The following is a 22,208-nucleotide window of genomic DNA, read 5'->3' on the forward strand; positions in this document are numbered from 1 at the left end:
GGTAAAATGAAATTTATGGGATGTTTTTATGGATGCGATTTTCCATCATTTCTTATGAATCGCGAGCGTTGCACTCAGCCCCAGGTCAATAATCTGATATGCATTGGTTCGCTTGATGGAATCGAGCATGCTATTGTCAAATTCTTCGAAAAAGAGATATTTTGTTTCCTTGGGATTGTAGGCGATGGATAAGCGGCTGTATCGCTGAAAAGTTGTGTGGATTTCGGGATAACTAGAGATTCTGTCTGGGAGATAAATCTTGGAATTAGGCGGCACGTGTTCGGAAAGCCTTTTTGAAATATCAAACATGCGATCCGTTTCGGGATATACAAGTCTGTAAGTCATCAGGCTCACCGCGATCATGGACAGGACCACAAATGAAAGGCGTGTTGCCGCAGAAAATTTTAATGTTATTGGCAAAAGCAGCTCGACCGTGCACGCTGCAAAAAACAGTCCGACAAACGGGAGAGCCGGCAACAAATAGTGATCACCCTGCTTTACACTGGCCAGCATGGGAAGAACAACCGAGGTCGTTAGCAAAAATGCCAAAAGACTTGCTTTTTTTGTCTGAGTAGTCATATTTGGTCCAACTTTTAAATAAAGATTTCCTGCAATAAGCCCCAGAAACAACATAATATGCGGAACGACATTGATGATCAATAACCTTAGCAGGTGAAAATGTGCGGTCCAGTCATTGCCAACTTTCTCCCGTTTTTTGAGGAGCGCCGCCATGACTTGTCCTTCAAAATAATTGTTGAGAAAGTAATTGGCCGGCGGATATTGGAGAATCAGGAACATTGAAACAATAAAAGCTGCGGATACGATTAAAGTGCCGTAAACAGCAGTTTTGAAAAAGCTTTTTCCATAAACCAAGAAATAGATCGCGGGGAATGCAAGCGGGAAAATGCCAACAGGTCCTTTGGTCATGCACGCAAAAAAGATCATAATCCCGGCAAGCAGCCAGTAGCCGGGTCTGAATTTGTCACCCGATATCGCTATCAATTGCAAATAGCAGGAACATAGACAAAAGACAGCCATTGTGGTGTCCAATAAATTATTCGGCACGCTCCACCACACAATTCTGAGTCCGTACCAGAGTAAAATCGGGAGCCATGCCTGATCTTTAATTTGACTGTTATGCTCGAACAACTTTTGCCAAATACTATAAATCAGCCACATGCTGGCAATCAATATGATGGCATTATAGACATTCTCAACGGCCGTTGTGTCGCCCATGATCCTGAACAATAGCGATTCGAGTCCGAACATCCATGGCGGGTGTTCGCAGAAAAAGGAGCAGTGATTGAAAGGCAGCCAAAATGAATCGGCGAAATGCGGCTCCCAAAATGTGCCCTGCCCGAAAGCCATGTTTCTCGAGATGGCCGCATATGCCAGACCATCCATAAACAGCACATGATCGAGCGATCTCGGGATAAAAGTCATTCCTATAAAACAGACCGTTAACAGCCAACCTAAATTTTTAATGTTCTCCTTCGGCGAATGTAAAAAACGATCTTTCGTTGAGCTCATATTATAGGATAATTTCAATAAAATAATATGACAATCAGTGCTTATCACATTGCTTTTATCTAGTTGAGTAAATTGTTCAATTTAGGTCATCACCCTCATTTAAAAGCCGGCAAGGCTGATTTTGTTCCAAACAATTTATTTAATGGTCAAGGAGCTGTTTCTAAATAAATAAACCTTTTCAAATCAACTTATTGGGCAAATCGATGATTTGGAAGATTGGATAGTTGATGCAAAAAAGAAAAACGCTAGCCGTAGAACCGGCGAAATGGTCCAAATTTTACCGTTAAATAAATATAATGTTGTCTGACCAACCATTGCAGCAATAATCTGGATAGTCTCAATTTCCTCAAACTATATTGCGAGCGGCTATGCAATTTCCGCAAAGTTGCTTGCCACACTTTTACTTAACGTTTTTCGAGTTACGCACCAAACAGGAACTTCTTAATGAATTCTGCCTTAGACCCGCATGCCCCCAACCCAACACCACCTGAACTCGCTGTCGTAATCCCGATTTACAATGAGCAGGACGCTATTCAGAAGGTCATCCAGGAATGGATTCCCGAACTGGAAAAGTGGTGTCATAACTTTGTCATTCTGGCCATCGACGACGGCTCCCGCGACAATTCGCTGGCAATTTTACATCAGTTACAAGCGCAGTTCGGACAACGCCTGCTCGTCATAACCCGGCCGAATCGCGGCCATGGGCAAACCTGTCTGGAAGGATATCACCGCGCGAGCAAGTTGGGCGCGCGCCTCGTTCTTCAAATTGATTCCGACTGGCAATGTGACCCGCGGTATTTTGCGGCTTTTTGGCAAGCCCGCAACCAGGCGTTAATCATCTCGGGCATCAGAACGAGTCGCGATGATGGATGGAAACGCATTATCGTAACCAAAACACTGCGGTTAATGCTATTGCTGGCTTTTCAGGTAGACTGTCCGGATGCCAATGTTCCTTACCGATTGATGCAAACGGAGGTTATTCAAAGCATTATTCGTCAAATCCCTGGCGATTTTCACCTCGCCAATGTTGCGCTCGCTGTCCTGCTGCGGCGAGACAAATCGGTCACGCACACATATGTTCCGATTGGTTTCAGGGAGCGATATGGCGGCGAGCCAAGTGTGAAACTTCCGCTTTTTGGCAAGAAAGCCATCGAATTGTATCGCGATATTCAAGTAATGTTGACCAACCAGGCAAAAAGCATCCAATGAAAGTTGACTATCTGATCGTTGGCTCCGGGCTCACCGGATCAACCATAGCCCGGCATCTGGCCGACAACAACCGGGAAGTTATGGTTATTGACAGGCGTCCGCACGGTGGCGGCAATGTGCATGACCAGCTACACCCGAGCGGCATACGTATGCACACATACGGACCCCATTATTTTCGAACCAATTCTGATGAACTTTGGACTTATGTAAACCGTTTCAGCTCATTTTACCGATTTGAAGCGCGGGTGAAATCGTGGGTGGACGACGCTTACGAGCAATGGCCCGTCGACGAAGCCTACATTCGAAAGTCCGTCGGTGTTCCCTGGAAACCGGGATATGAGGGTGTGCCGCGTAATTTTGAAGAAGCTTCGCTGGCCATGATGCCAAAGGCGATCTACGAAAAATTTGTGAAAGGATATAGTGAAAAACAATGGGGCGTGGCCGCCAGCCAGTTATCGGCGGACCTGGCGAAGCGATTTGATGTCAGGTCGGACGATGATCCCCGGTTTAGCCGCCACAAATATCAAGGCCTCCCAACCGATGGCTATGCAACCTGGATGGCCAATATGCTGGAAGGAATTCCGACGACATTGAATGTAGATTATCTGAAAAATCGCGAAGCATTTCAAGCAAGGCGTTTGCTCGTTTTTACTGGACCCATTGATGAGTTTTTCGGGTTTAGTTTGGGTAAGCTGCAATATCGCGGACAAGTGCGCTCCCATAAATATTTACCGAATGTGGATTATGCGCAGCCCTGGCCTCAGGTCAACAATCCACAATTGCATAACGGGCCTCATATCCGGACATTGGAATGGAAACACATGCTCCAACCACAAAATGCCAAACAAATTTCGGGCACGCTGCTCACCAGAGAAGAGACGATAACACCTAGATCGCCAGACCATTACGAATATCCTTTCCCTGACGCTGAGAACCGCGCTTTATTCAAAAAATACGCACAACTGGCCGAACAGGAGCCGAATACACTAATTTGCGGACGACTGGGCGAATATCGATATTACGATATGGACCAGGCTATCAGCAGGGCAAGAATGCTCGCCGCGAAGATTCTTCAACAATGAAAAAGCGTTCAAATAATGTTTCCGGGCGGATTTTTTGCCTTTGTGTAATCGGTGGCTCTGTGCTGGCCGGCTTGTTGTTTCTAGCCATTCAGCTCAGGCTGATGGGCGTTCAGGTGCTTCGTGATTATGGCGAAGGGCATACACTTTGGATGTCGCAGCAAGTTACCAATCTGGCAATCTCCTACAAGCCACTCGATAGGCTGCCCTATGTCATTTTTCCATATCCGCCTTTGTATCTGATCGTTTCCAAAATCGTCAGTTTTGGGACTGGTAGTCTACTGCTAGCGGGTCGCAGTGTGTCGCTGGTAAGCACATTCGGACTGGCGGCGGTTATCGCAATGCTCATTTTCAGAAGCATTCCAAGTTCATTTCCAAGTCTTTGGCGTTTGGCAAGCGGTGCATTGGGCGCTGCTCTGGTGCTTTCGACCGGAAGTGTGATCGGATGGGCCAGTCTCATGCGTGTTGATATGCTGGGAATGCTGTTGATGTATGCCGGTCTCACTGTTTACATTCTTTCGGGCAAGCGGGAGCCGGGGCAGTATTTTGCTATGTTTCTGTTCGTCCTGGCTGCTTTTGCCAAACAAACCTTACTCAGTGCGCCTATTGCGTGCGCTGTTTTTGGTTTGTTTGCGTATCCCAAAACGACCTTTCGCGTGTGTGTTTTTGCCCTGTTGCTTGGTTTGCTAGGACTTGCGGTTTGTTATTGGCTTACGGATGGAGGTTTTCTTAAAAATATTCTCAGTTACAATTTGAACCCATTTTCGTGGGAAGTCGTGGCGGAGCAGTTTTCCAGTCATTTGCGGTCAAATATGCTGCCAAAACTGCTGCTTTCGGCGGCAGCCATCATCACTTTTTGGAACGGAAAGCGCATTCGGCGCATTGGATTGAAGCGCTTTATCTTGCTGAAATCGAATGAGCCTTACGCGCGCACCATCATCATTGGCAGCATCAATGCTTTGTTTGCTGGCTTACTGGCCATATCAATTGGGAAAATGGGGTCCATTTACAACTTCTTTCTGGCCTGGGATATTTCTCTGTGTTTGTTAGCGGTTCTTCTTTTGTTCCGTTTGCTGGCAACCCTGCGAACAAATCAAAGAGTGAAAATTTACCGATTGCTTCTTTTACCAGTGTTGTTCCTTCTCTTCATTCCAAGCCGTTGGGTTATTTCGCTTGTTACAGAAGACTTCTATGGTAAAATTCAGGAGGAAGCACAAATCATCCGCTTGATCCATGCAACGCCCGGGCCGATTTTGTCAGACAACATGCTGGTTATCACAAAAGCAGGCCGCAAGATCGAAGCTGAACCCGCGACGCTCAGCTTCTTGACATTGGCAGGCGGCTGGGATGAAAGTCCTTATTTACACCTTTTTGATCGGGGCTATTTCAGTCTGATCGTTACAACTCAGCTGCTTGGCTCGGCACGTTACAGTCCCGCAGTGGTGTCTTCAATTGAAAAAAATTACCGGCTGGAAGGGGAAATTGGCAGTTATCTCATTTACAGGCCGCGCGCTGCAACAAAATGAACAACAGGTGCTGGTTCGCGCCTGCGGCTTCCTTCTCAATCTTCATCCTGTTTAGCAAGCGGTATACAAAAGGATACTACTATCCTTTTGTATACTACTATCTTTTCTATATCAGATATATTTAGTTTTGCATTGTCCAGCAATTGCTCAGTGCTCACAACGGGTATGCGCAAGAAAGCCTGGGAAAAAATTCAATCAAAACTTAATAAACATGGATCTCACAACAATTTCAAAAACCGTCTGGAATGTAGACGCGCTGCATTCAGAAGTACAATTTAAGGTGAAACACCTTGTTATTTCAACCGTAACGGGCTCATTTAAATCATTCAGCGGAAGCGTTCGCACCGAAGCGGACCAGTTTGAGAATGCGGAAATAGAATTTACAATTGATGTAAACAGTGTTGACACAGGTCAGCCGGGACGCGACGAGCATTTAAGAAATGCAGATTTCTTTGAAGCAGAAACTTATCCGCAATTCAACTTTGTCTCAACCTCATTTACAAAGGTTAAGGGCGATTTGTACAAACTTATCGGAAACCTTACGATTAAAGGCGTTACCAAGGAAGTGGAGTTCGAAGCCGAATATGGAGGAACTGAAAAGGATTCCTGGGGCAACATCAAGGTTGGTTTTGAAGTGACCGGAACCATTGACCGCAAGGACTTCAATGTTACATTCAATGCGCTGACAGAAACGGGTGGATTGGCTTTGGGCGAAAAAATCAAGGTCATTGCCAACGTTCAGCTTGCGAAAGAAGTGCAGCAATCATAATAGCAAAAAACCTACCGGATCGATCCGGTAGGTTTTTTACGCTTTTTTACTCTAAATGCGACTTACAAATTCATGCCGCCGGTTAGCTCAATGCGCTGACCATTAACCCATTTGGCATCGTCACTGCAAAGAAAGGCAACCACGCCGCCGACATCATCAGGCAGCCCGACCCGTCCCAGGGCAGTCAAGCCTGCGACATAAGCACGAATTTCTGGTGTGTCCGCCATTGTTCCGCCACCAAAAATGGCTCCCGGAGCAACTGCGTTGGCCGTAATGCCACGCGCTCCAAGTTCAAGCGCCAAAAACCTGGTGTATACATCGATCGCGCCCTTCATAATCCCATAAGCCGACGCACCTGCAAAACTCACACGTGCCACGGCAGAGGAAATATTGATAATCCGTCCGCCGTCTCTCAGATGGCTCAGTGATTTCTGGGTCAGGAAGTAAACACCTTTCAAATGAATGTTCATCATATCATCGAATTGATCCTCAGTCGTTTCTGTCAACGGAACCGTAAGGCTCGTTCCCGCATTGTTGATCAGGAAATCAAAACGATCGGTGCCGAAAACGGTTTCCAATGCGTTGCTGAATTCCAGAAAAAATCCATCAAAGCCGCTGGTGTCGGCAGTGTTAAGCGGAAGGGCAACTGCTTTTCGCCCGAGTGATGTGATGGCAGCCACGGTTTTCTCTGCTTCTGTCAGGTTGCTATTATAGGTAAGCACGACATCGATCCCCTTTTCTGCCAGCTTTATTGCAATTTCTTTCCCTATTCCACGGCTTCCGCCGGTTACTAATGCGATTTTTTGAGTTGTCATAAGACTATTTTGTACATATTAAAAACGATACAAAAGTCCGCTTAATGACGAGGGCGCAGTTTGTTTCAACCAATCAATTTTATGTATAATTCAAACTTTTTGTCTGGCTGCGAAATGCACCCGGGGAGAGGGAAGTTTCATTCTTGAAGAATTTTGCAAAGTGCGCAAAATCCGAAAAGCCGAGACTGTCGGCTATCTCGGCAATACTCCAGTCGGTAAGCCGTAACAATGCCCGCGCTTCCTGGAGGATTCTGCCGGCGATGAGTTCGGTCGTGGTCAGGCCGGTCGTTTCTTTCAAAACTTTGTTCAAATGATTGATATGCACGGCAAGGTGATCGGCAAACTGTTTTGCAGTGCGCAAGGCAACTCTTTGCTGCGGACTTTCCAACGGAAACTGCCTTTCAAGCAGCTCCAAAAACAATGACGTCGTGCGAGCCGAGGCGCTGTGGTTGGGATGAAGCATCACCGTGGACTGCAGTTTTTGTCCCAGGTGAATCAGTTCAAGTGCATATGCGCGGAGCAAGTCATATTTATAAGCATAATTTGAAGCAATTTCTGCCTCCATATTGTCAAAAATGCCTTGCACACGCGCAATGTCTGAATCTGAAAGTGCATAAAGCGGATGTTCGGGCGATTTGAAAATAGGCAATTCGTCCAAGATCACACCGCTTGTTGTCGGGTGAAAAAATTCTGCCGTAAACACACAAAAATGTCCGGTCTGACGTCCCACCGGCGACCAGTAAAGCGGACTTTTTGGTGTTGTAAAGATCAATGTCGGCCGCGAGATTTCGACCGCGCGGTCTGGATATTCAGCCAATGATTGACCTGTGAGGAAGCTGATTTTGTAAAATGCACGCGAAGCGCAAGACATGGACGTTTTCTCCCGCGGTTCTTGCATGATGTCCGTCAGATTAAACACATTAAAATGCCCGACATCGTGCTGAATCCCTTCGGGTAACAACGCGCTCAGATCCGTCGAAGAGCCGTTAGAGAGACTGGAACAAAGATCTTCAAATGATGTTTTTTGCATTGTTTGCTTTTGTAAAAAACAAATGTAACAACTAATCATTTAACGCCCTCGATTCTTATAATGAGGCTTGGGATTTCGCAGGCAAATCGACTCAAAATTGTCTAAGCGTTTTTGCGAATCCTGCTAAGTGTTTCGCGGGACAGACCGAGAAATGAGGCGATCATGTGAAGTGGAATGCGACGATTAAACTCGGGATAAGCGGTAACAAATTTTAAATAGCGCTCTTCCGCCGTGTCACTGATATTGCTGAGAATCCTGTCTTGACTGATATCAAAAGTTTTGGTTTCCAACTTTTTGACAAAATCCTGAAAACGCGGGATCTCTTTCAATAATACGTCCATATGCTCTTTGCGGAGCATGAGGAGATCTGTGTCTTCAAGCGCATCAATGTTATTTTTGGACGGATTTCCTGTATTATAACTCTCATAGTCAGCCATCCACCAGTCTTCAATGCCAAAGCGGAGAATGTGCTCCGTGCCGTTTTTTCCGATTCTGTACATCCGCATACAACCCTTAGCGATAAAGCAGTTGTGATGAGAAACCTCGCCTTCCTGCAACAAAAAATGACGTTTCCTGACTTTTTTTGAAATGGTAAAACCTTTAATCAACTTCAATTCTTCGTCCGTAAGACCGCCCTTGGTCCGTAAATACGCCGCAAAAACCTCGAACATTTTATTGACAATTTTTAACAAAGCTATATAAAATCTACAACAGCCCTTCGCCATCGTCGGGGTCCGAAAAACAGCAAGCACCATTGCAAAGACCGTGACATTTGTCACAGCCAGTTCGTGTCAAATGTCCTTGGGCAGCTTTCCTATGTGTCGGAAATTTGCATTCTAAATTAAATATCAAAACACATGAAGTTAAAAGACAAAGTTGCGATTATTACCGGCGGTAACAGCGGAATCGGTTTTGGCATTGCCGAAGCATTCAAAAACGAAGGCGCGAAAGGTGCAATCACCGGCAGAAACAAAGACACCCTCGAAAATTCGGTCCGCCAGCTCGGGACGGATTTTATTGGACTAGCAGCGGATGTAACTGACAATGAACATCTTGCAACAATGTTTAAGGACGCATTTGAAAAGTTTGGCAAGATAGACGCATTGGTGGTAAACGCGGGAGGAGCAATCGCGGGAACGCCCATGCCGACAATCGATCAGGCTAGCGAAGCCGGGTATGACGAGTATATGGACCTCAACCTGAGGAGCGTCTACTTTACGGTTCAAAAGGCACTTCCTTACATGAAAGACGGAAGCGCTATTGTGCTGATCGGTTCGAGTGCGGCGCACCGGGCAGCGCCGGGCATGGCCATTTACAGTGCGGCGAAAGCGGCAGTGATTTCACTTGCAAAAGGACTTTCTCTTGATTTATTGGAAAGAAAGATCAGGGTAAATGTGCTTTCGCCTGGAACCATTGACACGCCTGCATTTGACAAGCTCGCACCCGAAGGTTATGTGGATCAAGTTAAACAGGCGTGGGTCAACCTCATTCCGGTGGACAGGATCGGCCTGCCAGCAGACATTGGAAAGGCTGCCGTATTTCTGGCATCAGACGAGTCTTCCTTCATTCTCGGCACGGAGCTGCTTGTGGATGGCGGCATGACCAACATCAGTTTGATGAAATAAGCCTTTCAACAGTAACGATGAGAAATAAATAATTTGATTACCTTTGCTAACAGTGTTAGCTATTTTCAGAAGAATGGGCATCCTTGAACGACGAATAAGGCAGAAAGAAAACATGCGGACCAATATCCTGTCCGTGGCCTTGCAGATGGTGAAGGACGAAGGTTGGCAGTCGCTGTCGATCCGGAAAATTGCTGACGCCATTGAATACAGCGTTCCCGTTATTTACGATCACTTCGAAAATAAAGAAGCCATCCTTTTTGAACTTTCTATGGATGGTTTTCGGTTGCTGGAAAGAATGCTCGAAAAGAACAAGAAGAAATTCCCAAACCCCGAGCAACTACTCAAAGCACACGCTGAGGCCTATTGGAGCTTCGCATTCAAGAATCCCGAGTATTACCAACTGATGTACGGACTGGGCATGCCCTGCTCCGGAACCGGAAAAGTGAAGCCGGAATTTAATTGTTTCCGAGGTTATATCGGACAAGCCATTGAAGGAATTGTCAAAGAAAAAAAATCCAGTGACGAGGAAACCTGCTTCAAAATTTATGCGTTCTGGTCGGTGTTACACGGTTTGATCTCGATCGTGATGATGCGCTGCTCCGACATTGATGACTCTACAATGAATAAAAAAGTAATGGATGACACCGTAGAAGCATTCATCAAAAACTTATAATTTTTTTGAAAATAAGCTAACACTGTTAGTAATAATAACCGCACTATCTTCTGAAATAAGTCTATCTCCACCACAAAAAATGACCTTCATTGCCATGAAAAGGACTCAACTCACCACGACACGAAAGCTTGTTTCATTTTTATTTCTGGCCTCGTTAACAAGCGCAATTTACAGCTGCGGCTCTTCCACAGCCAACGCACCGGCCGAAATGCCAGCACAATCCCTGCCCGTGCTAACTGTCAGCGACCATGAGGTTACGGCCCACAGAGAATTCACAGCATCCATTGAAGGAAGCCGCGACATTGAAATCCGCCCGCAAGTGGATGGTTATCTTGACAAAATCTCTGTTGACGAAGGTGCGTATGTAAGGAAGGGTCAGACGCTTTTTCACATTGACGCCCGCCCCTATTCCGAGCAGCTGAACACTGCAAATGCAAGCCTGCAATCTGCAAAAGCGGCCTTGGAAAGCGCCGCAATCAATGTCGATAAACTTGCGCCGCTGGTTGCCAACAATGTAATTTCGGATGTGCAGTTGAAATCTGCAAAAGCCGCTTACGACGCTGCAAAAGGCAATGTTGCGCAGGCTCAGGCCGCTGTCGACGCAGCCAAAATCAACATGGGTTACACATCCATCAAGGCGCCGGCCGATGGATACATTGGAACCATTCCTTTCAAGACGGGAAGTCTTGTTGGCAAAGGAACCATGGAAGCGCTGACCGTGCTTTCAGAAACCAAGGACATTCACGTTTACTTTTCCATGAGCGAGCTGGATTTTCTTGAATTTAAAAACCAGTTTCCCGGCAACACTGTGGAGCAAAAAATCAAGCAAATCCCGCCAGTTGAGCTGCTTTTGGCAGATAACAGCATTTATCCGCAAAAAGGAAAAGTGGAAGTTGTGGAAGGCCAATTTGACAAAACAATGGGCGCAATCAACTTCCGGGCAACCTTCCCGAATGTGAACGGTCTGCTGCGTTCAGGCAACACCGGCAGGATCAGGATTCCCAGAGAGCTTACCAAATCGGTTTTAATTCCACAGGAAGCCACTTTTGAGCTGCAAGATAAAGTGTTCGTTTACGCGGTTCTGGACAGCAACAAAGTCGAAGGTCGACCTGTAACCGTTTCCGACAGAAGCGGACGTTATTATCTGATTTCCAGTGGCTTAAAACCCGGTGAAAAGATCGTTTACAACGGCTTGGACAGGCTTAGAGACGGAATGGCCATCGCTCCGCAGAAGATGTCAATGGACAGCCTGCTGCTCGCAAACCCTATCTGATCTGATTTTATAAAAAACGCGCAGCCAGGAATGTCCATACATTGAAAAATGTCGTGGACCATTCCGCAGCGCAAAAAACTCACTCCAACTACTCCGGACTCCGCAGTAAAACAGAATTCTTATGTTTCAGAAATTTATAGAAAGGCCCGTCCTTTCGACGGTTATCTCCATACTCATATTGTTGTTGGGGGGAATCGCGCTGACGACATTGCCCATCACAAAATTCCCTGACATTGCCCCGCCGACCGTTCAGGTTACCGCAGTTTATCCCGGTGCAAATGCAGAAGTGGTTGCCCGCGCGGTGGCCACGCCTATCGAAGAAGCCGTAAACGGTGTTGAAAACATGACTTACATGACGTCGTCGTCCAATAATGACGGCACGATGGCGCTCAATGTATATTTCAAACAGGGCACCGACCCTGACATTGCGGCTGTAAACGTGCAGAACCGCGTTTCAAAAGCCGTAAGCCAGATTCCACAGGAAGTGGTTCAGGCCGGGATTTCGACACAGAAACAGCAGAACAGCATCATCATGTTCGTGGCCTTGTCGAGCGAGGACAGCACTTACGATGAGACGTTCCTATTGAATTATATCAAGATAAATTTGGTGCCTCAGCTGCAACGTATACCCGGTGTCGGACAGGCGCAGCCTTTTGGAACAAGGGATTATTCAATGCGGATCTGGCTGAAACCCGACCGGCTTGCAGCCTACAAATTGTCTCCGCAGGAAGTTACAAATGCCATTCGCGAGCAAAGTCTTGAAGCCGCTCCGGGGCGTTTGGGCGAGAGCAGCAAGGAGGTTTTTGAATATGTCTTGAAATACAAAGGAAAGCTGACGCAGAATGCTGAATACGAAAACATTATCATCAAGGCCAATAGTGATGGCTCCGTAATCCGGTTGAAAGATCTGGCGCGGGTGGAGTTTGGCTCTTACACTTATTCCTCCAATGGCAAGCTGAATGGCGATGCGTCATCGGGTGTGGCCGTTTTCCAAACTGCGGGAACCAATGCTAATGAGATCCTGATCCAGGCCGAGGCGTTGCTTGCAGATTTCGAAAAAACGCTTCCTAAGGGAATGAAAACGACCATTATGTACAATTCCAAAGACTTTTTGGATGAGTCAATCGGTCAGGTTCGTACGACTTTGATTGAAGCTTTTATTCTTGTTTTCATTGTTGTTTACATTTTCCTGCAAGATTTCCGCTCCACATTGATTCCTGCCATTGCGGTGCCTGTGGCGATTGTCGGAACGTTCTTCTTCATGCAGCTTTTTGGTTTTACAATCAACTTTCTTACGCTGTTTGCATTGGTTCTTGCCATCGGGATTGTGGTCGATGATGCCATTGTCGTCGTCGAGGCCGTCCATTCCAAGATGGAGCTGACGCACATGGCCGCCCGCCCCGCCACGAAAGAATCCATGAACGAGATTTCCGGTGCGATCATTTCAATAACGCTTGTGATGGCTGCGGTTTTTGTTCCCGTTGGATTTATGCAAGGTCCGGCCGGGGTTTTTTACCGGCAATTCGCCTTCACGCTCGCCATTGCCATCTTGATTTCAGCACTTAACGCCCTGACATTGAGCCCTGCATTGTGCGCATTGTTTTTGAAAAACCCGCATACGGACCAGCCTGACGGCCATATGACGCGCAAAGGTTTCTCGGCCAGATTTTTCTCCGCATTCAACACTGGTTTCCAGACGATGACGGACAAATACATTAGAAGTCTTCAATTCCTGGTTAAGCGCAAATGGATCACCATTGTCGGTCTGTTGGTTATCACAGGTTCTACACTTTGGCTGACACAAAAAACACCAACCGGTTTTATTCCAACTGAGGATCAGGGTTTCTTGCTTTACGCTTTGAACACGCCTCCGGGAAGTTCGCTGGATCGCACGCAAAAGGCTATGGCGCAGGTGGACAGCATTGTAAAAGGCTCTCCTATTGCCGAAAACCGCTATATCGTGGAGGGGATGAACATTATTTCCAATTCCAATGCTTCTCCTTATGGTGTCGGATTTATCAAAATGAAGCCCGAAGCAGAGCGCGGCGATGTGAAGAATTTTGATCAGATCGTGGCCATGATGTCGCAGAAAGTGCGTGCTGTAAACGATGCCAATGCGTTTTTCTTCACATTCCCGACTGTGGATGGTTTTGGTAATGTCAGTGGTTTTGAATTCATGCTGCAAGATCGCGGCAATGGTTCCCTGGAAAAATTGAGCGCAACCACGAATCAGTTTCTGGCCGCATTAATGAAGAAAAAAGAGATCGCTTATGCCTTCACAACGTTTGCTACGGCGAATCCGCAGTATATGCTGGAAGTTGACAATGCCAAAGCGAAACAGCTGAATGTGCCTGTGAATGAGCTTTTGCAAACATTGCAGATCTATTACGGCAGCTCCTTTGTCTCAGACTTCAACCGTTTCGGAAAATATTACCGCGTTATGGCGCAGGCGGAAGCTTCTTACCGCGCCAATCCGTCGTCTTTGAATAACATTTATGTTAAAAACACTGAAGGGGAAATGGTGCCAGCGAACCAGCTCGTAACATTAAAACGCGTTTTCGGGCCTGAAACGGTGACACGCAACAACTTGTACAATGCAGTAGCCATCAACGGAACGCCGAAACCTGGTTACAGCACAGGCGACGCGATTCGAGCAGTGCGGGAAACGGCTGCGGAGGTTTTGCCAAACAATTACCGCACAGAATGGACGGGAATGACAAGGGAAGAAATCAATGCGGGATCGCAGATCCTGTTGATCTTTGTATTGAGCCTTGTGTTTGTTTATTTCTTGCTGGCGGCTCAGTATGAGAGTTACATCCTGCCTTTTGCGGTGATTTTCACCATTCCGCTCGGCGTTTTCGGGGTCATGCTGTTTATCAATTTATCCGGCATCGAAAACAACATTTATGTGCAGGTGGGTCTGATCATGCTCATCGGCTTGCTTGCCAAAAACGCGATTCTGATCATTGAATATGCTGTGCAACGTCGCAGAGCAGGAATGAGCATTGTCGAGTCGGCGATGGAAGCTTCGCGGTTGCGGTTAAGACCTATTTTGATGACTTCTTTTGCCTTTATCGTCGGTTTGGTTCCTTTGATGCGGGCCACGGGCGGTTCGGCTTTGGGTAACCGGTCCATTGGAACGGGCGCAGTGGGCGGCATGCTGACGGGCGTGTTATTCGGGATTTTTGTCATCCCGGTGCTGTATGTCATCTTTCAATATTTACAGGAAAAAGTAGTCGGTAAGCCCAAAGAACTGCGCAGCGAAAATCTGGAACATTGACCTGCATTTTGGAAAACCAAAACCGACTGTAATAAAAAAGAATCCCCATTATGAAACTGAAATCTAGTCCCCTATATATCCTGCTGCTGACTGTTCTGATCGCTTCCTGCAAAGTGACCAAAGATTATCAGCGACCGGAACTTGCATTGCCGACACAATATCGCAATGTAACTTTTGCAGACACTGCGACCATTGCCGACGTGGAATGGAGAAAATTCTTTCCGGACACGACGCTGCAAAGGCTGATTGAACGCGGGTTATCCTATAATTATGATCTGCAACTGGCCCTAAAACGCATCGACATTGCGGATCAGCAGGTGAAACAGGCGAAGTTTTTACAAATTCCATCATTGGATTTGCAGATTACCGGAACTTATAACCGGCCGTCGAGCAACAGTTTGAACGGAATCAGCGCAGCCAATTTTTTGAAATCAAAACACATTGAAAACTATCTCGGCGCGGTGAATCTGAGCTGGGAAGCAGACGTTTGGGGCAAGATCCGCAGGCAGCAACAAGCCACATTAGGGCAATATCTGCAAACGTATGAAGCAACAAAAGCGGTTCAAACCAAACTCGTTGCCGACATTGCCAAAGGCTTTTTCAATTTGTTAATGCTTGATAAACAGCTGCAAATCGCGAAAAGCAACCTGGAATTGAGCGATAACACTTTGCGATTGACGCGCCTTTTGAAAGATGCGGGCGAAGTTACTTCACTCTCCATTCAACAGTCCGAAGCCCAGCGCGAATCCATTGCGCTGCTTCTTCCCCAACTGGAACAGGACATTGCCATTCAGGAAAACGCATTGCAAATCCTGACCGGACAAATGCCCGACAGCATTGCGCGCAAAGTGCAGCTGAGCGACTTTAATGCAAATGACAGTTTGGCAACGGGCGTGCCAGCGGCAGTGCTCAGCCGACGTCCCGATGTGCGTGCAGCCGAAATGTCCGTCCTTGTCGCCAATGCACAACTGGGTGTTGCTCAGGCGAGTATGTATCCGTCGCTGATTATCACAGCGGGCGGCGGGATCGAATCGTTCAAGTCCAGCAACTGGTTCAACATTCCGGGCTCTTTGTTTGGGTTGGCGGCCGGAACCATAGCGCGTCCCATTATCGCCCGAAGGCAGTTGAAAACGAATCTGGAAGTTGCCAAAATCCAGCGTGAACAATCGGTGATTGAATTCCGGCAGTCGATTTTGAATGCGGTGGGAGAAGTTTCCAATTCGTTGGTTCAAACCCAGAAGCTGAGAGAGCAGGAGGTGATTGCCAACAACCAGGTGACTATTCTGCAATCGGCCATTACCAATGCGCAGCTGCTTTACAAAAGCGATATGGCCAACTATCTGGAAGTTATCACCGCCCAGGGCAATGCATTACAAGCCGAACTCAACCTCGCATTTATCCGCAGCCAGTCACTCATCGCCCGCGTGGATTTGTACAGAAGCCTTGGCGGAGGCTGGAAATAAGGATTGGACTCGTCACTGAAAATGTATAGCATTAATTCAAGCTCCTGTACATTTTTGGTGAGTGTCCGGTCTTGTTTTTAAAGAGCTTGTTCCTTTTCTACCGCGTTCTTGCCTAGCGTTTTCCCGGAGCCACGTCTTTGTATGTGGCCTCGGATGATCCGATGCGGACTTCGTCGATGTTTATCGTGCGCACTTTGGTTTTCATTTTGCTTGCGGGGAAATCCCACTTGTAGAGACCAATTTTGAAATATGGATTAAGCTTGTCATTGTAACAATTCGGCCCGGACTTACTGAAAACCAGCTTGTTATTTTTCCAAACCTCGATCAATCCGTCGTTTTTGTAAGACCATTTAGCGTGTACAACAAAGTCGATCCACTTGCTTTTTGTAACGGAGCCCAATGTTTTTCGCTTAAAAATTACAGTGTTTTCATTACTGATCTGAGTGCTGTCTGTGCGTTGATCCAGAATAAAATAGCCGTTCATTACGCCTAAGAAAAGCGGTGCGCTGCGCCAATTTTCACCTGCATCGGGGCGCGATTGCCATTGCACAATCGATTCCGGAGTTGAATCATTTTCAAAAGATGGAGGAAAAAAAAGTGAAAATCCGAACCAGCCTTCTTTGGGTGAATCGTTGGGCGAAGTCCCTAATTCTGTGCGATTATTTTTTCCTTTGTTCAATATGACCTTCAATGACTTCCCTGACCTGGCTGTCACGTTCGACACCTTGACATCAGAAAGGGAATGCATGCTCATCTCGGACCATTTGCCGACATTTTTATCAAAGGAATATTCAGCAAGCAAATGTTTTCGCTGCGCTTGTGCGGCGAAGGAGATCAGAATAAAAAAGAAAATCTTCGGCATAGCGCGGATTTCAAAAGCATAACATTGGAACCCTAAGTTGAAGGAATTACGCTGAAATGCAAACGCAAGCCCAACATTTGTGGGGCTTGCGTTTTAAAATTAGTTTAATCAATGATCATTATGGATGTCCGCTGCCGCCGGCTGATCCGTAGATCTGTCCGGTTGCGAAGCTGGCACCGTCATCGGCGAGCTGCACGTAAATGGAAGCCAGCTCAGCAGGTTGTCCGGGTCTTCCGAGGGGTGTGACTTGCCCAAATTCAACGATTTTCTCCTGCGACTGGCCGCCGCTCACCTGCAACGGAGTCCAGACCGGACCGGGCGCAACACCATTGACGCGGATGCCTTTTGGCCCCAATTGTTTAGCCAGCGATTTCACAAAAGCCACATTAGCAGCCTTGGTTTGGGAATAATCGAATAAATTTTCAGACGGGTCATACGCCTGAACAGATGAAGTGGCAATGATTACAGACCCAGGCTCCAAATGCGGCAATGCTGCTTTCGTGATCCAGAAGGGCGCGTAAACATTGGTTTTAATGGTGGCATCAAATCCTTCCGAGGTCAGCTCGAGCAATGAATCCACGGCTTGCTGGTGCCCGGCATTGTTGACCAAAATATCAATTCCACCCAGTTGCTGCACCGCTTGCTCTATAAGCTCCTGGCAAAAAGCCTCCTGCGTAATGTCACCAGGAATTCCGAAGCCACGCCTTCCAGCTGCCTCTATGAGTGCAATCACCTCATCCGCATCGGACTGTTCCTCAGGCAAATAATTGATTGCAACATCAGCGCCTTCGCGTGCATAAGCGATTGCAGCCGCACGCCCGATTCCCGAATCGCCTCCCGTAATTAAGGCTTTTCTGCCTTCCAACCGGCCGGAGCCTTTGTATGAGTTTTCCCCGTGATCAGGTTGCGGGTCCATTTTTGACGCCAGTCCCGGCACTTGCTGCGGCTGTTTGTTAAATGGCGGTTTGGGATATTTATCAACCGGATTTTGAAGCGTTGTTTTGAATGTTTCAGACATGTTAATGAAGTTTAATAATGATATGGGATAGACAACATCTATGCGCCATAGCATATTAAAACTTTGCCAATCGTATAATCTGACGACTTTTTATCAGAAATTTCACTCAGCGCCAGTAAGCAAGTTCGCCATCTTTAAGCAATTCGAAGCGATCCAGGCCGGAAGTGCTGTTGGTGTAAATATTCTTTGGAGAAAATCCGTCATTGCTTGTATTGGTGAAAATAATTTTCGCGCCGTTGGGAGAAAATCGGGGATCCAGATCATTCGTGCCATCTGCTTTGCCCGTGGAAAGATCAGTGAGTTCGCCTGTCGCAATCTTGACAAGGAAAATGCGGGAATTCAGTTGACGGCCTTCATTGTTTTGAAAATTGCTGACGTCAATGGTGAATGCGGCATTTTTCCCGTCGACGGAAAAGCTGGGATTGCCGATTTTTCCAGGCTTATTGGTGATCAGCTCGCTCAATTCACCTGTTTCCGCTTTGATCAAATAAATAAAATTTTCATAAACAGACCCGCCCGTAAGCCTGGCAATGATCAGGTTGCCCTGTGCCGTCCAGTCCACGCCCGCAAAGAAACGGCCGGCTGGCGCTTTCGCTATAATGCGCAGTCCGGTGCCATCCGGGTAAACCGCATAAAGCTTGTCGTAATTGGGATAAAGAATTTCCGTTCCGTCCGGTGACCAGCAGAATGAAAGTTCGGTTAACGACACACCGCCGACGGGAACCACTGTTACGCGCTGCGGATTGTGCCCGATCAGGTCAGAAACATAGATGTGCGGATCAGAATTGCTGTTCGAGATAAATGCCAGTCTTTTCCGGTTTGGGCTCACCATTGGCCGCCAGTTGGAGCTGGTGTGGGTAATTTGCAGCAATTCTTTCCCGTCCGTTGCAAATATTTGATACAACTGGTTCACCTTGCGGGAGAAAACATAGGGCAGATCAGGAATTTTACGCGTCTGGAACGACCACACTTCACTATAAACAGGATCATTAATGCTGTCTGAGGCAATGACCTGCCAGTAATAAGTCGACTCATAATCCAGATTGGTGACAGCCAGCGTATCATATCGCAAGCCGGTCGCTATCGGAACCGAAGTATCCTGGCCTTCTTTGAAAAGGATGACACTATAAGATAAAGAGTCTTTTTCCGGATCGGAGGACTTCCAGGAAAGGGTTGTGGAATTCAAAATTCCCGTGCTTTTGTCCAGTGGTTTAACAAACGTCGGGATCAGCGGCGATTTGTTCTGATCTGTGTCCAAAGTCAGAAAAACAGCCATATTGGTGCTTTGGGCTTCGAGAACTTCCACGGAAGTGACATCGGTTTTGTAAAGATCGGCTGAAACCTGCACCGAATAGCTGCCCGTTGGCAACTGAGGCACTTCAAAGCTCCCTGAATCATCCGGCTGAACAGTTTTCCCAGAAGGGTTAATGCGGATCAGCACATTCTTTACAACACTTTTATCTTTAAGTGCCAAAACCCTTCCTTTTATAGTTCCATAGCGCGTCGGCTCAATAAAAGTTTCCTCCGTGCAAGCGACCATTAAAGTCAATAGAATAAACGAAATGCAAGTCTTTGAATGACTTAAAAAGTATGGGAAGAACGTCTTCGCAGCCATATCAATCGTGATTAGAGAATAGATTTATCGAAATCGAGTTATCTTTTGTAACGCCCGCCGAGGTAAATCGAAAGTCCGGCCGAAGCTTTCCAGAACGCGTCATTATGACTGCCTCTTGATGCCAGATCAAAACTATCCTCGAAAAAGTAATTGTACTGGCAGGATATGTGAATGCCAACCGTTCGGGAAACCATATATTCGAGCCCCAGGCCCGCATTGATCGTTTCTTCAACTTTGCTTTTTGAGTCAAAATAGGACTTGTCGCTGGCTGATACGATGCCCGTGCCCAGCTGCACAAACGGGTTTATTTTTTGGTAAGGCAAGAAGCGATATTGCAGATTAAGCTCTCCGACGATCACTTTCCGCTTAAAATATTCCTGAGCAGCAAAATTGCCGATTACGCCCGCTGTTTGAACATTCCAATGCGGCGTTAAGCCGAAATTTAACGCGACGCCCACGCCAGCCCGGCTGCTCGAAGGCCCATAATCACCCGAATAACGCAGCATGGAAGTGGTAGGCATAAGCGAAAAGCGGAGCCGTTGGGCGTCGTTGCGCGCGCCGTAAATATTCGTTTCGCGCGATTCTATCTCTTCTCTGTTGTAATCGGCAAGTAAGTTGGCGACGCGCGTCTTTTGGTTTGCTTCTGCTGTCCACAGGCCATCCCGGATTCCTTCAATGATCAACGATTGAACCGATTTTTCAATGGCTTCCGTAACGGCCATTTGCGAAGGCTCATTAATGGTAAATCCGGTTTCCGCTTCCAGCAACCGTTTGAACCTCACAAAACGGAACATGCCAGCCTGGAAAGATTGGGACAGGATGGTCTTTGATGTGTAAATTGTTTTTAAGATTTTGCCTGTTTTCGTTGCTACCGCACGTAAATATACGGTCACGCGATCCTGCCGATATTGGGTTGAGCCGCCCGCTCCAAAATATTTCAATCCGGCGCCACCTGTGATGATATTGGCATCATAAGAAATAATACCACCTTCGAGTATGATGCCGGCAAAAAGTAATGGTGGCAAATTTTCATTTTCCGGTTTATACTGCGCAACGCTCGAACGTATTATTTTTCGTTCGTTCAAAAGATTGCTGACATTTTCACGCTCTATTGTCGTAAACCATCCGCTTTCTTCCAATGCTTTAAGCAGAATGTTGGTGCCGCCCTGCGTCACAGCGGTTGAATAATTAATTCCATTCTCGGATGGTTTGTATTGTCCCGTCTGGTCACGGAATTTGTAAACAGCCACAGCAAGTTTATCTGACGGCGGAGGCAATGTTCTGAGTCCCTGCGTTACCCCCGTCTCCTCCCCTAGTCGCGCATTGCGGTTGCTCGTTGGCTGATGGAAATAAGAGCTGCAACCTTGTAAAGCGAAAGAAAGAATAGCAATTGTGAGAAGCAGTTTTGTGCGTTGGAATATCCTTTTCATTGGACTGACGGATTAATTCAGAGGGAGTTTTTAACCTGTTGCGTGTAATTCAAAAATGAAAAACAATTAATAATAGGGAACAGTGATAGAGGTTTCACCGCCTTTCCCATCCGTTATTCTGACAATGAGACCGGCAGCGCCAGGGCTTACATCTACTAAAAAACTACCAAATTGATAAGTGCCTTCCTTAATCCCTTCCTCACCAAACTGATCCTTGATAAGGCGCTGGGAAATTGAATTCAAAATCTGGCGATTTAATGTATTGGAAAATTCAGCCAGCGGGTCCTGTGTTGTGGCTGCGGATGAAAGCTTGGCATCGGGATCTTTTAATTTATCTTGTGCCTGAGCTGAGTTCATTAACCAACTATAATTGAATGAATCCCCGCCGAATGATGGATTTACAGGCCGATAAACAAGGGACTGTGCCAGGCCAATTTGAGATGCAATAATGAGCAAAATGAGCAGTAAATAATGTTTCATAAGTTGCGATGAAATATGTGTTAATGATCAGTAAATGCCCGACCCTGACTGATCCTGCGATCCAAGCTGATTCTGGACATCTTGAAAACTGATATAATATTGAATAACCTGCTTCACCGCCTCGGCAGCCTGAAAAGCAAGCGCATCAATTCGGGCTTGCACAAATTCCTGCCACACGGTTACTCCATCCACTTTTACCGTCATTACATTATTTAATCCAGGTGACGGAATTTCTTCTATTTCAATAACCAGCTCCGGATTAGCCTCCATACTTAACTTCAATTGTCTTTTAGAAACTGAATCTAATTGTGCGCTGCTTAATTCATGATAAAAGATCTCATAAAGATCCCGACCTATTTTTGTTTTGGTGTTATCAAAAATAAATGTTGAAGCTAATTCATCATCAAATGTTGCTTCATTCAGTATTTCATTAAAACTATCAGCGCCTGTTTCCAGAACATCTTTTTCCAACTGTGCAAATGTCAGGAATGGAGTAAAAAAATATAAAAGAGTAAGTAATGTTTTCAAGGC

At 46.5% G+C, this 22,208-nt stretch carries 19 protein-coding genes; 9 read left to right on the forward strand and 10 right to left on the reverse strand.

The window, feature by feature from the left end; translation table 11 throughout:
• Positions 1-45: 45 nt before the first annotated feature.
• Positions 46-1,530: a glycosyltransferase family 39 protein gene (locus LZG73_RS07255; protein ID WP_233847203.1), complete on the reverse strand. Its 1,485-nt coding sequence runs from the start codon at positions 1,528-1,530 to the stop codon at positions 46-48.
• Between the two features lie 444 nt (positions 1,531-1,974).
• On the opposite strand from LZG73_RS07255, the gene LZG73_RS07260 reads away from it, so the two are divergent.
• From LZG73_RS07260 to LZG73_RS07275, 4 genes are all read left to right on the forward strand, one after another.
• The gene (locus tag LZG73_RS07260; RefSeq protein WP_233847205.1) at positions 1,975-2,739 is read left to right on the forward strand and encodes a glycosyltransferase family 2 protein; all 765 of its coding nucleotides are present in this window, start codon (positions 1,975-1,977) and stop codon (positions 2,737-2,739) included.
• Positions 2,736-3,821, forward strand: coding sequence for an FAD-dependent oxidoreductase (locus LZG73_RS07265; protein WP_233847206.1), 1,086 nt, complete (start codon positions 2,736-2,738; stop codon positions 3,819-3,821). The genes LZG73_RS07260 and LZG73_RS07265 overlap by 4 nt, the downstream gene beginning before the upstream one ends.
• Positions 3,818-5,344 (forward strand): hypothetical protein, encoded by a 1,527-nt coding sequence (locus tag LZG73_RS07270; RefSeq protein WP_233847208.1) that lies wholly within the window; start codon positions 3,818-3,820, stop codon positions 5,342-5,344. The genes LZG73_RS07265 and LZG73_RS07270 overlap by 4 nt, the downstream gene beginning before the upstream one ends.
• 226 nt (positions 5,345-5,570) lie before the next feature.
• Entirely contained in the window at positions 5,571-6,113 is a 543-nt protein-coding gene (locus tag LZG73_RS07275; RefSeq protein ID WP_233847559.1) for a YceI family protein, read from the forward strand.
• Positions 6,114-6,175: 62 nt separating this feature from the next.
• On the opposite strand, the gene LZG73_RS07280 is transcribed toward LZG73_RS07275, so the two are convergent.
• The 3 genes from LZG73_RS07280 to LZG73_RS07290 all read right to left on the reverse strand — a co-directional run bounded on the left by LZG73_RS07280 (position 6,176) and on the right by LZG73_RS07290 (position 8,629).
• Positions 6,176-6,928, reverse strand: a complete 753-nt coding sequence (locus LZG73_RS07280) for an SDR family NAD(P)-dependent oxidoreductase (RefSeq protein ID WP_233847210.1) — start codon at positions 6,926-6,928, stop codon at positions 6,176-6,178.
• 79 nt (positions 6,929-7,007) lie between these two features.
• Positions 7,008-7,958, reverse strand: coding sequence for an AraC family transcriptional regulator (locus tag LZG73_RS07285; RefSeq protein ID WP_233847212.1), 951 nt, complete (start codon positions 7,956-7,958; stop codon positions 7,008-7,010).
• A 101-nt stretch (positions 7,959-8,059) separates the two neighbouring features.
• A complete protein-coding gene (locus LZG73_RS07290) occupies positions 8,060-8,629 on the reverse strand; it encodes a Crp/Fnr family transcriptional regulator (RefSeq protein WP_233847214.1) in 570 nt (189 codons plus the stop codon).
• A gap of 186 nt (positions 8,630-8,815) precedes the next feature.
• On the opposite strand from LZG73_RS07290, the gene LZG73_RS07295 reads away from it, so the two are divergent.
• The 5 genes from LZG73_RS07295 to LZG73_RS07315 all read left to right on the forward strand — a co-directional run bounded on the left by LZG73_RS07295 (position 8,816) and on the right by LZG73_RS07315 (position 16,272).
• Positions 8,816-9,583 carry an SDR family NAD(P)-dependent oxidoreductase gene (locus tag LZG73_RS07295; RefSeq protein WP_233847215.1) on the forward strand — a complete coding sequence of 256 codons (768 nt, stop codon included), beginning with the start codon at positions 8,816-8,818 and terminating at the stop codon, positions 9,581-9,583.
• Positions 9,584-9,695: 112 nt separating this feature from the next.
• A complete protein-coding gene (locus LZG73_RS07300; protein WP_233847217.1) occupies positions 9,696-10,256 on the forward strand; it encodes a TetR/AcrR family transcriptional regulator in 561 nt (186 codons plus the stop codon).
• Between the two features lie 94 nt (positions 10,257-10,350).
• Positions 10,351-11,529: an efflux RND transporter periplasmic adaptor subunit gene (locus tag LZG73_RS07305; RefSeq protein ID WP_233847218.1), complete on the forward strand. Its 1,179-nt coding sequence runs from the start codon at positions 10,351-10,353 to the stop codon at positions 11,527-11,529.
• A gap of 121 nt (positions 11,530-11,650) precedes the next feature.
• Positions 11,651-14,809: an efflux RND transporter permease subunit gene (locus LZG73_RS07310; protein WP_233847219.1), complete on the forward strand. Its 3,159-nt coding sequence runs from the start codon at positions 11,651-11,653 to the stop codon at positions 14,807-14,809.
• Positions 14,810-14,859: 50 nt separating this feature from the next.
• Positions 14,860-16,272: an efflux transporter outer membrane subunit gene (locus LZG73_RS07315; protein WP_233847220.1), complete on the forward strand. Its 1,413-nt coding sequence runs from the start codon at positions 14,860-14,862 to the stop codon at positions 16,270-16,272.
• A 112-nt stretch (positions 16,273-16,384) separates the two neighbouring features.
• On the opposite strand, the gene LZG73_RS07320 is transcribed toward LZG73_RS07315, so the two are convergent.
• The 6 genes from LZG73_RS07320 to LZG73_RS07345 all read right to left on the reverse strand — a co-directional run bounded on the left by LZG73_RS07320 (position 16,385) and on the right by LZG73_RS07345 (position 22,205).
• Positions 16,385-17,134: a polysaccharide lyase gene (locus LZG73_RS07320; protein WP_233847221.1), complete on the reverse strand. Its 750-nt coding sequence runs from the start codon at positions 17,132-17,134 to the stop codon at positions 16,385-16,387.
• A gap of 118 nt (positions 17,135-17,252) precedes the next feature.
• Positions 17,253-18,152, reverse strand: a complete 900-nt coding sequence (locus LZG73_RS07325) for an SDR family oxidoreductase (protein ID WP_233847222.1) — start codon at positions 18,150-18,152, stop codon at positions 17,253-17,255.
• A 106-nt stretch (positions 18,153-18,258) separates the two neighbouring features.
• Positions 18,259-19,767: a carboxypeptidase regulatory-like domain-containing protein gene (locus LZG73_RS07330; RefSeq protein ID WP_233847223.1), complete on the reverse strand. Its 1,509-nt coding sequence runs from the start codon at positions 19,765-19,767 to the stop codon at positions 18,259-18,261.
• Positions 19,768-19,805: 38 nt separating this feature from the next.
• Positions 19,806-21,197, reverse strand: a complete 1,392-nt coding sequence (locus tag LZG73_RS07335) for a CsgG/HfaB family protein (protein WP_233847224.1) — start codon at positions 21,195-21,197, stop codon at positions 19,806-19,808.
• A gap of 66 nt (positions 21,198-21,263) precedes the next feature.
• On the reverse strand, positions 21,264-21,677 hold the full coding sequence (locus LZG73_RS07340) for a curli production assembly/transport component CsgF (RefSeq protein ID WP_233847226.1): 414 nt from the start codon (positions 21,675-21,677) through the stop codon (positions 21,264-21,266).
• 27 nt (positions 21,678-21,704) lie between these two features.
• Positions 21,705-22,205: a curli production assembly/transport protein CsgE gene (locus tag LZG73_RS07345; protein ID WP_233847228.1), complete on the reverse strand. Its 501-nt coding sequence runs from the start codon at positions 22,203-22,205 to the stop codon at positions 21,705-21,707.
• Positions 22,206-22,208: the final 3 nt, after the last annotated feature.

This window comes from Dyadobacter sp. CY326 (genome assembly GCF_021390515.1).
Taxonomy (GTDB): domain Bacteria; phylum Bacteroidota; class Bacteroidia; order Cytophagales; family Spirosomataceae; genus Dyadobacter.

What these genes read in the sequence shown, in the direction of transcription:
- LZG73_RS07290 (WP_233847214.1), bottom strand. Translation starts at nt 8,629, where the DNA reads ATGTTCGAGGTTTTTGCGGCGTATTTACGGACCAAGGGCGGTCTTACG.
- LZG73_RS07285 (WP_233847212.1), bottom strand. Translation starts at nt 7,958, where the DNA reads ATGCAAAAAACATCATTTGAAGATCTTTGTTCCAGTCTCTCTAACGGC.
- LZG73_RS07315 (WP_233847220.1), top strand. Translation starts at nt 14,860, where the DNA reads ATGAAACTGAAATCTAGTCCCCTATATATCCTGCTGCTGACTGTTCTG.
- LZG73_RS07330 (WP_233847223.1), bottom strand. Translation starts at nt 19,767, where the DNA reads ATGGCTGCGAAGACGTTCTTCCCATACTTTTTAAGTCATTCAAAGACT.
- LZG73_RS07300 (WP_233847217.1), top strand. Translation starts at nt 9,696, where the DNA reads ATGCGGACCAATATCCTGTCCGTGGCCTTGCAGATGGTGAAGGACGAA.
- LZG73_RS07295 (WP_233847215.1), top strand. Translation starts at nt 8,816, where the DNA reads ATGAAGTTAAAAGACAAAGTTGCGATTATTACCGGCGGTAACAGCGGA.
- LZG73_RS07265 (WP_233847206.1), top strand. Translation starts at nt 2,736, where the DNA reads ATGAAAGTTGACTATCTGATCGTTGGCTCCGGGCTCACCGGATCAACC.
- LZG73_RS07310 (WP_233847219.1), top strand. Translation starts at nt 11,651, where the DNA reads ATGTTTCAGAAATTTATAGAAAGGCCCGTCCTTTCGACGGTTATCTCC.
- LZG73_RS07340 (WP_233847226.1), bottom strand. Translation starts at nt 21,677, where the DNA reads ATGAAACATTATTTACTGCTCATTTTGCTCATTATTGCATCTCAAATT.
- LZG73_RS07280 (WP_233847210.1), bottom strand. Translation starts at nt 6,928, where the DNA reads ATGACAACTCAAAAAATCGCATTAGTAACCGGCGGAAGCCGTGGAATA.
- LZG73_RS07325 (WP_233847222.1), bottom strand. Translation starts at nt 18,152, where the DNA reads ATGTCTGAAACATTCAAAACAACGCTTCAAAATCCGGTTGATAAATAT.
- LZG73_RS07335 (WP_233847224.1), bottom strand. Translation starts at nt 21,197, where the DNA reads ATGAAAAGGATATTCCAACGCACAAAACTGCTTCTCACAATTGCTATT.
- LZG73_RS07320 (WP_233847221.1), bottom strand. Translation starts at nt 17,134, where the DNA reads ATGCCGAAGATTTTCTTTTTTATTCTGATCTCCTTCGCCGCACAAGCG.
- LZG73_RS07270 (WP_233847208.1), top strand. Translation starts at nt 3,818, where the DNA reads ATGAAAAAGCGTTCAAATAATGTTTCCGGGCGGATTTTTTGCCTTTGT.
- LZG73_RS07260 (WP_233847205.1), top strand. Translation starts at nt 1,975, where the DNA reads ATGAATTCTGCCTTAGACCCGCATGCCCCCAACCCAACACCACCTGAA.
- LZG73_RS07255 (WP_233847203.1), bottom strand. Translation starts at nt 1,530, where the DNA reads ATGAGCTCAACGAAAGATCGTTTTTTACATTCGCCGAAGGAGAACATT.
- LZG73_RS07305 (WP_233847218.1), top strand. Translation starts at nt 10,351, where the DNA reads ATGAAAAGGACTCAACTCACCACGACACGAAAGCTTGTTTCATTTTTA.